This is a genomic window from Natronoarchaeum rubrum, assembly GCF_024494695.1.
In genome coordinates, this window is sequence record NZ_JANHDP010000001.1 from 680848 (window position 1) to 694413 (window position 13566).

Below are 13566 nucleotides of genomic sequence, written 5' to 3' on the forward strand. Positions count from 1 at the left end.
ACCGCCAGCGCCGCCGATCGACATCAGCGCCCCGCCGTCCGCTACCCGCCCTATGACCTCCGACTCGACGTTCGTCCGACTGCTCGCCGCGCCGCTCCGGATCGCGTACCGACTGGTGACCTCGCTGGTGGCGGTCGCTCTCGGACTGGTGAAACTCGTCGTCGTGGCGGCGCTGTTCGTCGTCGCGTCCGCGTTCGTGCTCCAGGCCGTCGGCGTCGGAGTCGATCCCGGCGCCGTCGGCCTTCCCGACCCGCTCGACGACGGCGCCGAGATGGCACCGGGCGATCCGAACGAATCCGGCTACACCGACGGGAGCGTCGAGATCGACAGCGGAACCGTCGAGCGACTGGTCCACGAGAAGGTCAACGAGCGCCGAACCGAGCGGGGGCTCGACCCGCTGGAGTGGAATCCGACGGCGGCGTCGGTCTCGCGCGCCCACAGCGAGGACATGGCCGACCGGGACTACTTCTCGCACACTAATCCCGACGGGCAGGGGCCGTTCGATCGGTACCGGGAGGTCGCGTCGGGCTGTCGCGCCTACGGCGAGAACATCGCGCTCTCGTGGGCGGGGCGACCGGTCGAGACCGACAGCGGCGCCGTCGAGACCTACGAGAGCGACGAGGAACTGGCGACGGCGCTGGTCGGCCAGTGGATGAACTCCACGGGCCACCGCGAGAACATGCTCCGGGAGCGCTGGGAGAGCGGCGGCGTCGGCGTCTACATCACCGACGACGGGAAGGTGCTTGCCACCCACAACTTCTGTCGCGGATGGACGCTGTAAGAACGTTCGAGGGGATCGACAGTCCGATCACTCGCGAGCGACCGCGATATTGATCGTCTGGGCGCCACAGCGAGGACAGACGCCGCTGGTGTCCGTCGTCGTCCGCATTTCGCAGCGGGTGCACTCGTAGGTCGGTCGGACGGGGGTGTACGGATCTCCGCGCATGGTACTCGAATACCAGTTCGCGACGAGCGGCTATATCTGTTCCTAGCAGTTCGTCGATTATGCAACTACTTTCGAAAATACAGGGCATTCGTACACATGATTCCGAGAAAACGGTTAGATGGAGAGAACAGATCAGCGGCGTCGTGAAGCGCCGCTGGCGCTCACCACCGCCCGACGGCCACGTTTCGGACCGTGCCGCCGCACTCGGGACACTCGCCGACCGCTTCGCCGGTCGTCCTGTTGAGACACTCGGTACACTCGTAGCGTTTCTCCGACGGCGTGTGCGGATCTGTGAACACCATGTGGGAAGTTGACGAACAACAACGGTTAAGGATTGCCCATAATCAGAACAATCGAACTAATAGTCCCTCATATTTTGCCCGGACGTACGGTTCTCGCGGGCCGTCAGATATCGCCGTACGCCCCGAGCCGCGTCCCGTCGAGCAGGTACGCCTGCCCGTCAGCCAACCCCTGCGGCAAGAACGGCGCCAGAAAGTCGTCCCCGGCGACGTTGACCCACGTCCCGCCCACGAGGTCGTTGTACGCCGGGAACGCGATCAGCTCCGGATCGGTCCACTCGACGCCGTCGAGTCGGTCCGCGACGGCGGTGCGGTCGAGCGGGCCGCGCAGCCAGACGCGCTCGACGCGACTGCCGCCGACCTCGTCTTCGAGGCGGACGCAGGGGTGCTCGTGGCCGATACAGACTACGTCGGCCGAGAGCACCTCCGGGGCCGGCCAGGTGTGGCCGTGGACGAAGCCGACGGCGCCGATGCGCACCCCGGCGCCGTCGGTGACGTCGACGCCCTCGATCCACGACTCGATGTCGCCGTCGTGGTTCCCCTTTACCAGGGTGACGGCGACGCCGTCGGGCAGCGACTCGACGAGCACCTCGATTTCGCCGCGCTCGGCGCCGCCGGGGCCGCCGATCGAGTGCATAAAGTCGCCCAGCACCACGAGCCGATCGGCGTCGGTCCGTTCGACGAGGTCGAGCACGCGCTCGCGGCGCTCCTCGGCGCGGCTCTCCAGGTTGATGCCCCGCTCCGATCGAAAGGCGGCCTCGACGCCGGCGTGAACGTCCGCGATCACGAGCCCGCGCTCCTCGCCGAGGTCGGCGGTCGCGGCCGGTGCCCCGGGAATCGGCTCGACGAGCGCCATCAGATGGGCTTGAGCGTGTCGTCGGTCGGCTCGTAGCAGCGCCCGCCCATCAGGGCCTCCTCGATGGCGTCCTCGACGTCGGGCTCGGTCATGCCGGTGTCGCCGATCACTTCGTCGATCAGGTCGCCGCGCTCGACGCCGTCGCCGTCGTCCATCTCCCGCATCGTCTCGACGACCACGTCGGTCAGCGAGACATCGTCCGGAATCGACGGCTCGGCGGGGTCCGCCGATTCGTCCGTCGGTTCGGCGTCGTCCGTCGGTTCGGCGTCGTCGGCCGGTTCCTCGTCCGGTTCGACCTCGCCGGACGCCGCGCCGGCGTCCTCAGACTTCTGGGCGGTTTCGGCTTCCGACACCGGTTCGGCCGCCTCCTCGGCGACCGCTTCGCCCTCGGCGACGGTTTCGTCGGTTTCCGAGACGTCGACCTCGCTTTCGGCCGCCTCGTCAGGATCGGGCGTCTCGATGTCTGCTTCGCCGGGTTCGGCGACCTCCGTGCCGGTCGAGAACTCGGTGCCGTACTCCTCCTCGATCTCCGCACGTTCCTCCTCGGAGAACTCGTACATCTCGTCGCCGCCGACCGGCGTTTCGGCCGCCTGATCGGCGTCCGCAGTTGTGCCGTTCGTCTCGACGGACGCATCGCCCGTCTCGAGAGATGCGTCGTCAGCTTCGACGTCGGCGCCCGCATCCGACTCGTCGTCTGCCTCACCGATGCCGCCGGGCTCGAAGTCGTCGAGGCGGTCCGCGTCCTCGTCGTCCGGCTCGTCCTCGGCGCTGGTTTCGGCGTCGCCGGTCGTTTCGGCCTCGGAAGTCGGGGCGGTCGCAGCCGCGGGGTCGGCGGCGGTGGACTCCTCGGCAGTCGAGTCGGCCGACGCCGACGCCCCGGAGTCGGATCCGGTGGACGCCGTCGCCGCGTCGGCGTCGGTCGCGGTCGATTCCGTTTGCGCATCCGTCGGCGCGGAGTCCGCTTCCGCGTCGGTCGATGCCGGTTCGGCTTCCGTGTCGGTCGACACGGATTCCGTTCCCACGTCGGTCGATGCCGACTCCGCTTCGGCGTCAGTCGCCGCAGCCTCGCCGCTCGCGGCTGCCGAACCGGTCGTCCCCACCTCGGGAACGGCGTCGACGAGGTCGATCAGATCGCCGGGATCGACGCTACCGTCGCCGTCGCCCGGCCGCACGCCGAGCTGGCCGGCCTCGTCGCGGTCGCCGGCGACGACCTCGGCGGCCTCGATCGCGAGATCGCGGACGGCCGCGAGGTACTCCGGCGTCGTCCCGTAGTGATCGATCGCGAGTGCGACGCCGCTGGCGAGGCCGGCGTCGACGCCGCGGTCGCGCAGGTGCTCGGCCAGCTCGTCGCCGCGCTCGGGCTGCTCCAGCGCGGTCGCCATCGTGGCGACGCGTTCGAGAGTCTGCTCGGCGGCCTGAACCGCCCAGCGGTCGCGCGTCTCGGCGTCGACCTCGTTGATGCTTTCCGGGCGGACCGACGTGTACACGCGATCGGAGTCGTCGGGCTGGAAGGTTCGGGCTTTCCCCGTCACGGCGAGGAACGCCGGCGGGTCGGTCCGTTCGAGAAAGGCCATCTCGTCGGGCTGGTACTGCCCGGCGTAGACGACGAAGGCGCCCGTCGGGTCGACGATCCGGGCGCGCAGCACCTCCTCGTTGACTTCCTCGATCTCGGTGAGGACGCCGACGGCGAACAGCCGGTTCACGCGAGCGCCCGTCGGCGTCACGACGTAGTTGGGGGCGCGCTCCTCGTCGCTCTCGGAGTGGTCGAGCGTCGCGTCGTCGTACTCCGCGGCGAACAGCCGGTAAGCGACCTCGCGGCGGCCCGCGCCGCTCTGGTCGTCGCCGTCCTCGCCGTTCGCGCTCATGCGTCCACCTCGCTGAGCAGGTCGGCAGCGCGATCCGCGGGGTCGTCCTCGACCTCGGCGAAGCTGCTGGCGTCCAAGTTCGCGCCGTACTCGTCGACCGAGAGGTGGCCGCGGACGCGGTACTCCCGGCCGACGACGCGCTCGCGGATCGTGTCCGCGACCACGGTCTGGTCCATCGCCTCTCGGGCCTGCTCGCGGGCGTCCTCCAGGTCGCCGCCGTAGACCTGCTCGGTGATCTCGTCGTCGAGCACGGCGGTGACGGTGCCGGTGCCGTCGTCGAGGATCGCCTTGACGCGCAGGTCGTCCTCGCCGTCCACGTCGCCGTGGGTTCGGCACTGACCCTTCTGGATGACCCGGCCGCACTCGGGACAGCGCTGGATCAGCCCCGACCCGTCGCGGATCGAGATGATGTGCCCCACCGCCTCGACGTCGTAGACGCCGCCGGCCTCGACGGCCTCGCGAATCGGCAGTCGGGTGCCGCTCTCGCTGACCGGCACGTCGTCGGCGAGCGCCTCGACCGTCGAGAACTCCGAGACGTTGATCGAGGGGACGCCGCGGTACTCGCGGACGTACGTGTTCTCGATCCGGACCGAGGCGCCCTCCTCGATCTCGGGATGGGGATCCCAGTCGGTGAACGGCAGCTTGGCGGTCTCGTCGGCGAGCACGCCGCTGAGGATCTCCGTCTCGCCGTCGCGGCCGTCGATCGTCCGGCGCTCGACCTCCGAGACGCGCACCTCCACGTCGACGCCGCGGTCGCCCGTCTCGATATCGACCAGTTCGGCGTCGCCGCCGATCTCGTAGGGCACTTCGAGAGTTTCCTCCTCGAAGGCGACGCTGGTCGACTCGCCGAGGTTGAGCTCGGGGCTACCGTCCCACTCGCGGACGCCGGCGTTCCCGGCGGTGATCGTGTCGCCCGGCGAGAGGCCGAAGTCCTGCCAGGCCGTGTAGTCGATCGTCCCCGACGCGTCGGCGAGGACGCCCTCGAAGATCACCTGATCCGATCCCTGATAGCGGATCGACCGCTTGCCGACGTTGAGCACGCGCGCGGTGACCGTGACGTTGCCGTCGGCGGTTGTGATCTCGTCGATGCTGTCCTTGGAGCGCGTGCCGCCGGAGCCGTCGCCTCCGTCGCCGTACTTTCGACGGAGGCTCTGAACGGCCTCGTCGATCGGCACGCTGTACTCGACCAGATTCTCCAGGTCCTCTTTGACCTCCTCTTTGTCGACACCGAGGTCGGAGGCGAGCTCCTCGGCACGTTCGTCTACCGTCATCGTCCGTAGTTGGAGCGGCCCCACTAAAAAGGATTCGCGGGTGGGAACTTCCGACCGACGCCAACGTCACGCTCGGTTTGCCGGTCGAACCGCCGGATCGGCGTCCTAGCTGGGGTTTGAGACGGCGCGACAACTCACCCGCGCTCAGTCTCGCCACTTGATCGAGCAGCCCTGGGACCGGAGCCACTCCTGCTCGACGGGCTCGCCGGCGAGGATCGACTCGACCGCGTCGCGGACGTAGAACTCGGTCGCCTCCTCGTCGGGATTCATCGCGTCGTCGAGTCGGCCCTGGTAGACGAGTCGGAACTCTCCCTCGTCCTTGCGGAACAGGAACGGATCGGGCGTACAGACGGCGCCGTACGCGCGGGCGACCTCCTGACTCTCGTCCCGGAGATAGGCGTCGTAGGCGACCCGGCCCTCCTCGACGTACTCCTGCATCGCGTCGAAGGAGTCGTCGGGATACTCCTCGGCGTCGTTGGAGTTGATTCCGACCACGGCGAGGTCGTCGTACGACGCCGCCAGTTCGTTGAGGTGCTCGAACTTCGCCTGCGCGTACGGGCAGTGGTTGCAGGTGAACACTACCAGCAGCGCCTCGGAGTCGTCGAACGACGAGGGAGAGTACGTGCCGCCGTCGACGCCGGGCAACTCGAACTCGGGCGCCGCGTCGCCGGCCTCCAGCGCCGGATCGGATTCTTTCAGAACCATATCGGTCGGTAACGTGGGAACGTAGTTGGTCGTTGTGACTCCGGAAGCGGGGGAACGGGAGGCGAACGGCGCGGGAGAATTTAAAAATGTATTAGCCGTGGGCCGACAAACCTCAGCTATGGACGACAGCGATAGGGACGGCGGTCCTCGGTTTACTCGTCGCAGCGCACTCCGGCGGACGCTCGGTGCCGGCACCGCACTCGGCGCTGCGAGCGTCGCCGGCAGCGGCTCGGCGCTCGCACAGCAAAACGAGTCCGGCAACGAGTCCGGCGGCGACGCCGGGGAGGGTCCCGACTGGGGCGACTGGTTCTCGGACGTCAGCAACTACCAGAGCACGCAGGACCTGCGCGGGCAGGACTCGGTCACCGTCGCGGTCGGCGCCGGCAACGGGTTCCTGTTCGATCCGCCGGCGATCTGGGTCGATCCCGGTACAACCGTCACCTGGGAGTGGACCGGCGAGGGCGTCCCCCACAACGTCGTCCACGAAGGCGGCGACGCGTTCGGCAGCGACCTGCTGAGCGAGGAGGGGGCGACGTTCGAGCACACGTTCGAGGAGGACGGACAGTACCGGTACATCTGTGAACCCCACGTCGGTGCCGGAATGAAAGGCGGCGTCGCGGTCGGCGATGTCTCCGAGCAGGCTGGCGGCGGCGGCGGTGGCGACGGCGGCGAGGAGTCCGGCGGCTCGGGCGGCATCCCGCCGATGCTCCAGATGATCGGCGCGGCGTTCATCGTGGCGTTCCTCTCGCCGCTACTGTTCGCGCTGTTCCTGTTCAGCCGCGGCAACTCTGGCGGCGACGCCGGCGGCCAGCGCGAGTACAGTCCCTGAACACCGTCAGGACGTGGCGTCGACGCCGCGGCTGCCGCGGCGTCCCGACGCCGTCGCATCGAACCTTCACTGCGGCGTCCGGACGCCGCGACGAAGAGTCGTTGCTGCGGGAGTGACGCGGCGTCAAGACGCCGCTCCGTAGGCTGGATTCGAGAGCTGGCGACTGCGGGGGCACTCGAAACCGACCGCCGGACCGGAAAACAAATCGTTCGCACCGTGCTATGCGTTCCCTGAGATATATCGGGGTCGCTCCCTTCGTCGGAGACATGGAACTGCTGGACGAGACCATCGTGCCGGAACACGCGCACGACGTCAAACAGGAAGCCCGCGAGTTCGCCGAGGAACACATCGCCCCCAACGCCGAGGAGTACTTCCGCAAGGGTGAGTACCCTCACGACATCCTCGAAGCCGGGCAGGAGGCCGGGCTGGTGGCCCAGGACATCAGCGAAGACCTGGGCGGGCGGGGCCTCTCGCTGACCGAAGTGCTCGCGATCGCCGAGGAGTTTTATCGGGCGGACGCCGGCATCGCGCTGACGCTCCAGCTCGCGAGCTTCGGCGCCGAGATCGTCGAGGAGTACGGCAACGAGGAACAGCACGAGGAGTATCTCCGCCCGGTCGCCGAGGGCGACCAGATCACCGGCCTCGCCGTGTCGGAGCCCGAAACCGGCAGCGACCTCGCGGGGATGCAGACCCGCGCCGAGAAAGACGGCGACGAGTACGTGCTCAACGGCGAGAAGTACTGGATCGGCAACGGCGTCGAGGGCGACTGGCTCACCGTCTACGCCCGGACCGGCGACGACGAAGAGAACCGCTACGGCAACCACTCGATGTTCATCGTCCCGACCGACGCCGAGGGGTACGAGGCCGAGCACATCCCCGAGAAGATGGGCTTCCGAGCGAGCAAGCAGGCCCACATCGTCTTCGACGACTGCCGCATCCCCGAGGAGAACCTCGTCGGCGCCGAGGGCGCCGGCTTCTGGATGCTCGCGGAGTTCTTCAACCACGGCCGCGTCGTCGTGTCGGGCCACGGCCTCGGGCTGGCCGCCGCAGCGATCGAGGAGGCCTGGGAGTTCGCGGAGGGCCGCGAGCAGTTCGGCCGATCGATCAGCGACTTCCAGGCCGTCCAGCACGGCCTCGCGGACATGCGACTGGAGTTCGAGAGCGCCCGCGCGCTCGCGTGGCGCGCCGCCGAGAAGGTCGAGCAGGGTGAGGACCCCGGCCTCTGGGCCGCGATGGCCAAGACGAAAACGACCGAAGTGGCGACCGACTGCGCCGAGCAGGGGATGCAGTTCCACGGCGGTCGCTCGGTGCTGACCGACCGCCGGATCGCGCGGGTGTACCGCGACGTTCGCATCCCGGTGATCTACGAGGGCGCCAACGAGATCCAGCGCAACCTGATCTACCGGCAGTCCTGAACGGGACCGACGCCCGCTTCGAGCGATCGAACAGCGGAATCGACGGTGATGTCCTGTCCGGGATCCTCGATAACTGTTAACGCCCCACACGACCTATCGTTACACGACGCCCGCCGGTGCTGAGGGGATCCGAACGGGCGCGGGAGAGAATCATGTCTCAAAGAACTACAGACGATATCGAACAGATCGCGCGACAGTACCCCGAGGAGGTGGCGACGAAGGGGAATCTCGACCACCTGGAAGACCTGCTAGCGGACGACTACGTCGAGCACGGCCCGTTCGGCGAGGATGTTCGGGGCCGAGACGCCGACGTCGAGAAGATGCGGGAGTTCCTGAACGCCTTCGAGAACTTCGAGGCGACGGTCGAGGATACCGTCACCGAGGGAGACACGGTCGCGATGCGCGTGACGCTCCGCGGAACTCACGAGGGGCCGTTCCAGGGGATCGAGCCGACGGGGAACTCTATCGAGGTGCAGAACATGGTGTTCACGCGCGTCGAGGACGGGAAAATCGCGGAGCGCTGGCTCCAGCTCGACACGCTCGGCCTGATGGAGCAACTCGATGCCGTCGAGCGGCCCTCGGTGTGAGGGACGGCAGTAGACACCTCTTTTACTAGCGGTTGGGACGGCGAGCACGATGTCCGCGATCGCTCACTGGCCACAAGGTATGTACCAGTTGCCTACCCGGTCGGCACCAGCACACCGATGCCGACCTCCATCGAATCCGACGACGGAACCGTCACCGTAGACACCTACTGCCCGACCTGCGGCGGCGACGCCGTTCCGCTGCTGGGCCGCGACTGCGACTGCGATCTCTCCGAGGACATCGTCTGCAGCGCCGTGATCGAGTACCCCGACAGGGAGCCGCTCCGGACGACGATCACCGACGAGGACCTGACCGTCGAGAAGCTGCTTTCGGCCGCCGTGCGGGCGCTCGATCGGCACGTCTGAGCGCGCAAGGAGGAGAAGTCGTGCGACCACCGAGTCGCGGCCTCGACGCCGAACTCTGCTGCAGATAGTACCGCGACCCCGACGTTCGGTTGCGTCCCGATCGGACGTGGTCCACGGATGGGTACGCGTTTGTGACCAGTTGGAACGGTACGAGTGCCCGTTCGACCTGTTTCGTTTCCAACCGTTTGATCGGGGTAAGCACGCTCTAGCGGAGTGAACAACCTCGAACCGACGTCCCGAGCGCCGAGGAGAGAGAGGTTAACCCCGCCGCCGTCCGGATAAGCGCAGAGATACAATGTACGGCGTCGCTCTCCGCTGCAGTGAGTGACTCCGTGAGAATACTCGATCGCTCGGGGCGCGGCCAGTCCGCGTCGCCGGACGAGGGCGAATCGACTGCCGCCGTCCGGCTCGACGACGTCACCCACGAGTACGGGACCGACAGCAGCCGGTTCGGCTCCGGCAACGAGCGGACACTGACGGCGCTCCGAGACGTCTCGCTGGACGTCCAGCCCGGGACGATCGTCGGGCTGAAGGGCCCGAGCGGCAGCGGCAAGTCCACGATCCTGCACGCCGTGTCGGGGCTGCTGGTCCCGACCTCAGGGACCGTCGAGCTGCTGGGGACCGACCTCACCGCTCTCTCGGCCCGCGAGCGCGTCCAGATCCGGCGTGATCACGTCGGGATCGTGTTCCAGCGGTTCCACCTGCTCCCGTCGCTGACGGCGCGGGCGAACGTCGCGCTCCCGCTCGTGCAGGCCGGCGTCCCGCGGTCGAAGCGCCGCGAGCGGGCCGAGCGGCTGCTGGAGCAGGTCGGTCTCGGCGACCGGACGACGCACCTCCCCGGCGAACTGAGCGGCGGGGAGCGCCAGCGCGTCGCGATCGCGCGGTCGCTGTCGACCGATCCCGACGTGATCGTCGCCGACGAGCCGACCGGCGAACTCGACACCGCGACGGGCGCCGAAGTGCTCGAACTGCTGACCTCGCTGGGCGACGACCGGGCCGTGCTGGTCGCCTCTCACGACAGCGCGACGCTGGCGATCGCCGACGACGTCGTCCGGCTCCGCGACGGCATGGTGATCGACGATGCGGGATGACGCCGGCGACAGGCGGCGCTCGCGCTGGCGGGGGCTCGTCGGGCTCTCGGCGACGCGGCTCTGGAAGCAGGCGACGACGACCAGGACCGGCCGGATGGCGGCGTCGACCGGCGCGGTCGCGCTGACGATCTCGATCCTGCTGGTCGTGACCGGAATCGCGCTGGCGCTGGCGACCGCCGGCGTCGTAACCGAGACCGACGCCGACGCCACCGTGGTCCCCCAGCAGGGCGAGACGCTCTCGGACGTCGGCGGCGTCGAGCCGGTGCAGCTCGGCGCCGCCAACGAGCGCGCCGCCGCGATCCGCAACCGTGGGGGCGTCGACCACGCGTCGCCCGTGCTCGTCGAGACGGTGCGACTGGAGGGCGCCGATAGCGAGGTGTCCGACGCCGAGAGCGGGGAGTCCGCCGCCGAGAGTCGATCATCGGGACTCGTCGCCCTCGTGGGCGTCGTCCCCGACGACGAGGAGCGCACCGTCGCGGGGCTGTCGACGGCCGGACTCGAACCCGGCGATCCACAGTACGCGAACGGGACCTACGACGGCCAGCGGACGGGCGAGATTGTACTCTCGCGGGCTGCGGCGGATCGGCTCGACGCCGCCGAAGGCGAGGCGTTTCGCGTCGTCGGGAACAGGACCGCGACCGATCGGACGACGTTTACGGTCGCCGGCGTCGACGCCGCGACGGGCAACGAGCGCGACGCCGACGTGCCCGTGGCGCTGGTCCACTTGAGCGAGCTTCAGTCGATCTCCGGCGCGAGCGCGGGCGAGCTCGCCGACAGAGTGCTGGTGTGGGGCGACGCCGAGGCGACCGAAGCGGCCGCCGGAGACGCCTATCCGAACGCCACCGTCGAGACCGCCGACGGCACCGACCCCTCGCAGCTGTTCGACGACGGGCTGGCCTTCGCCACCAGCCTGATCGCGCTGGTCGTCGGCGTCGCGATCTGCGCGGCGTTCGTCGCGACGACGATGGGGATCACGGTCAACGAGGATCGCCGAATGCTCGCCGTGCTGGAGGCAGTCGGCTTCCCGACCCACAGCCGACTCGCCGTCGTCGGCGTCTCGACGCTGGTGACGACGCTGCTGGGCGCCGTTCTGGGGATCGTCGGCGGCGTGCTGGGCGTCCTCGCCGTCGACGCCGTCGCCGGGGCGACCGTCGCCACCAGAACCGTCGCCGTGATCCACCCGCTGTTCGTTCCCTACGCCTTCGCCGTCGCCCTCGTCTCGGGACTGGTCGCCGTCCCGTACCCGCTCGTGGTGGCCGCGCGAACGAGCGTGCTCGACGAGGTGGGACGGTGAGCGTCCGCGGCGCTCTCGTCCGAATGCGCGCGGTCCTCGGACTGGCGTTCGCGCAGCTCCGCCGGGCGCCGGGACGCACCGCGCTCACCGTGCTGGCCGTCGCGCTCGCGGTGCTCTCGGTGACGCTGCTGGCCAGCCTCGGCGCCGGCGTCGTCGACAAGGGCGAGGAGGGGTTAGAGCAGGCCGACCGCGATCTCTGGGTGTCGAACGACCCGATCGATCCGGCCGCGAGCGGCACCGAGAACCCGATCGTCGACGCCCACGAAGTGGCGTCGAACGTGCAGGCGCGCGAGGACGTCCGCGTCGCCGAACCGGTTGCGTTGCACGGGCTGTACGTCGGGGCCGAGCGGTCGGACCTCCGGCGCGTTCCGGCCGTCGGCACGCGGCGAACGCACGAGGGCTTCGCCTTCGAGCGCGGCAGCGGGTTCGTGCTCGACGACGAGGACTACGCCGCGGCGAGCCCCTACGAGCCGACGCGAGAGGAGATCGTTCTCGACCCGCGGACCGCCGAGACGCTGGGCGTCGGCGTCGGCGACGCCGTCTACGTCGGCTCCACCAGGGCGAGCCTCCACGAGGTCACCGTCGTCGGACTCTCCTCGCATTACTCGCAGTTCCTGGGCTCGCCCGCCGCCACCGTCCCGATCACCGACCTCCAGGCGATGACCGGGACCGCCGGGACGGATCGGGCGACGTTCGTCATGGCCGATACGGTGGAGGGCGCCGACCCCGCCGCGGTTCGGGACGAGCTCGCGGCCGAGTACCCCGCCTACGACGTCCGGACGGGCGACGAGCAGGTCGAGAAACTACTTCAGGAGCGCACGCTCGTGCTCGCCAGCGGCGTCACGCTGGTCGGCTTCGCCATCCTCGGCGGCGCCGTCCTGACGATCAACCTGTTCGCGCTCGTGGCCTACCAGCAGCGCGACGAACTCGCCGCGCTCCGCGCGATCGGGCTCTCGCGCGGCGTGCTCGCGGGGACGATCGGCGCTCAGGGACTGGTCATCGGCGTCCTCGGCGGGCTCGTCGGCGCCGCCGCGACGCGCCCGCTCGCCGTCGGACTGAATCGCCTCGCCGAGCGGGTCGTCGGATTCGAGGCGCTCCTCCAGCCGTCGCCGCTGATCTACGCCGCCGGGCTCGCGCTCGCGATCGTGCTCGGGGGCGTCGTCGCGCTCGTCACCGGCTGGCAGGCCGGGCGGTACGCGAACGTCGAGCACCTGCTGGCGTGACCGCTACGATGGCCGCGGGACGGCTCCGCACGGACCCAAACACGTTTCGCGCTCGATCCGCAACCTCGAAGCAACCGTGGCGCTCGACGAGACCGACGCCGAGATACTGGAACTGCTGATCGAAGACGCCAGCCGATCGTACCGCGAGATCGCCGACCGCGTCGGGCTGACGGCGCCGACCGTCTCCGAGCGCGTCGAGCGCATGCGCGAACTCGGCATCCTCGAACGGTTCACCGTCGCCGTCGACCAGTCGATGCTGGCGACCCAGGACGCCCGGCTCGTCGAGGTCCAGCTCGCGCCCGGCGACGCCGAAGCGCTGGCCGACGAGCTCCGGGATATCGACGTCGTCGAGCACGTCATCCGGACGGAGAGCGGGCGAGTGCTGACCCACGTCCACGCCGGCGAGCCCGAGGTCCGGCGCCTGTTCTCTGACCTGCTGGAGGGCCAGGACGTGCTGTCCTACGACGTCGGCGGCGTCGTCGAGTCGTCGTGGAACCCGGATCTCCGCAGGGGCGAGTTCGCCATCTCCTGCGTGGAGTGCGGGAAGGAGGTCGACGACGACGGGCTCTCGCTCGAACTCGACGACCGGCAGTACTTCGTCTGCTGCGAGTCCTGCGAGTCGCTGTTTCGGGAACGGTACGCCGAACTGCAAGACGGGGCCGAGAGCTGAACACGCCCGACTAGCCGGCGTTCGGGATGGCGCTCGCCGACGAGTATATCGAAATTCCCAGTTCCTCCCGCGACACCGCGGGTTCAGATCGGCGAGAAAGACCAATTCGTTAGCTTCGTTCGCCACGAGAACCGAAGTTCGTTAGGGGAAAC

15 protein-coding genes are annotated in these 13566 nt (G+C 69.1%); 9 read left to right on the forward strand and 6 right to left on the reverse strand.

Annotated features, from left to right (window positions below):
- Window positions 1–52 precede the first annotated feature (52 nt).
- Window positions 53–781 (forward strand): CAP domain-containing protein, encoded by a 729-nt coding sequence (locus NO931_RS03580; RefSeq protein WP_256391248.1) that lies wholly within the window; start codon window positions 53–55, stop codon window positions 779–781.
- A 27-nt stretch (window positions 782–808) separates the two neighbouring features.
- On the opposite strand, the gene NO931_RS03585 is transcribed toward NO931_RS03580, so the two are convergent.
- From NO931_RS03585 to NO931_RS03610, 6 genes are all read right to left on the reverse strand, one after another.
- On the reverse strand, window positions 809–946 hold the full coding sequence (locus tag NO931_RS03585; protein ID WP_256391249.1) for a rubrerythrin-like domain-containing protein: 138 nt from the start codon (window positions 944–946) through the stop codon (window positions 809–811).
- A 161-nt stretch (window positions 947–1107) separates the two neighbouring features.
- Complete coding sequence (locus tag NO931_RS03590) at window positions 1108–1248, reverse strand: rubrerythrin-like domain-containing protein (RefSeq protein ID WP_256391250.1); 141 nt, start codon at window positions 1246–1248, stop codon at window positions 1108–1110.
- A 103-nt stretch (window positions 1249–1351) separates the two neighbouring features.
- A complete protein-coding gene (locus NO931_RS03595) occupies window positions 1352–2101 on the reverse strand; it encodes a metallophosphoesterase (RefSeq protein ID WP_256391251.1) in 750 nt (249 codons plus the stop codon).
- Complete coding sequence (locus NO931_RS03600) at window positions 2101–3966, reverse strand: hypothetical protein (RefSeq protein WP_256391252.1); 1866 nt, start codon at window positions 3964–3966, stop codon at window positions 2101–2103. Before NO931_RS03600 ends, NO931_RS03595 begins: the two co-directional genes overlap by 1 nt.
- Window positions 3963–5237: a Single-stranded DNA binding protein gene (locus tag NO931_RS03605; protein ID WP_256391253.1), complete on the reverse strand. Its 1275-nt coding sequence runs from the start codon at window positions 5235–5237 to the stop codon at window positions 3963–3965. Before NO931_RS03605 ends, NO931_RS03600 begins: the two co-directional genes overlap by 4 nt.
- Before the next feature lie 144 nt (window positions 5238–5381).
- Window positions 5382–5942, reverse strand: coding sequence for a thioredoxin family protein (locus tag NO931_RS03610; protein ID WP_256391254.1), 561 nt, complete (start codon window positions 5940–5942; stop codon window positions 5382–5384).
- A gap of 118 nt (window positions 5943–6060) precedes the next feature.
- Between NO931_RS03610 and NO931_RS03615 the strand changes: the two genes are divergently transcribed.
- The 8 genes from NO931_RS03615 to NO931_RS03650 all read left to right on the forward strand — a co-directional run bounded on the left by NO931_RS03615 (window position 6061) and on the right by NO931_RS03650 (window position 13414).
- Entirely contained in the window at window positions 6061–6771 is a 711-nt protein-coding gene (locus tag NO931_RS03615) for a halocyanin domain-containing protein (protein WP_256391255.1), read from the forward strand.
- A gap of 266 nt (window positions 6772–7037) precedes the next feature.
- Window positions 7038–8186 (forward strand): acyl-CoA dehydrogenase family protein, encoded by a 1149-nt coding sequence (locus tag NO931_RS03620; protein WP_256391256.1) that lies wholly within the window; start codon window positions 7038–7040, stop codon window positions 8184–8186.
- Between the two features lie 152 nt (window positions 8187–8338).
- Window positions 8339–8773, forward strand: a complete 435-nt coding sequence (locus tag NO931_RS03625) for an ester cyclase (protein WP_256391257.1) — start codon at window positions 8339–8341, stop codon at window positions 8771–8773.
- A gap of 117 nt (window positions 8774–8890) precedes the next feature.
- Window positions 8891–9136: a hypothetical protein gene (locus NO931_RS03630; protein WP_256391258.1), complete on the forward strand. Its 246-nt coding sequence runs from the start codon at window positions 8891–8893 to the stop codon at window positions 9134–9136.
- A gap of 320 nt (window positions 9137–9456) precedes the next feature.
- Window positions 9457–10227 carry an ABC transporter ATP-binding protein gene (locus tag NO931_RS03635; protein WP_256391259.1) on the forward strand — a complete coding sequence of 257 codons (771 nt, stop codon included), beginning with the start codon at window positions 9457–9459 and terminating at the stop codon, window positions 10225–10227.
- Entirely contained in the window at window positions 10217–11521 is a 1305-nt protein-coding gene (locus NO931_RS03640; protein ID WP_256391260.1) for an ABC transporter permease, read from the forward strand. Before NO931_RS03635 ends, NO931_RS03640 begins: the two co-directional genes overlap by 11 nt.
- Window positions 11518–12744, forward strand: a complete 1227-nt coding sequence (locus NO931_RS03645; protein ID WP_256391261.1) for an ABC transporter permease — start codon at window positions 11518–11520, stop codon at window positions 12742–12744. The genes NO931_RS03640 and NO931_RS03645 overlap by 4 nt, the downstream gene beginning before the upstream one ends.
- 76 nt (window positions 12745–12820) lie before the next feature.
- The gene (locus NO931_RS03650; RefSeq protein WP_256391262.1) at window positions 12821–13414 is read left to right on the forward strand and encodes an AsnC family transcriptional regulator; all 594 of its coding nucleotides are present in this window, start codon (window positions 12821–12823) and stop codon (window positions 13412–13414) included.
- Window positions 13415–13566: the final 152 nt, after the last annotated feature.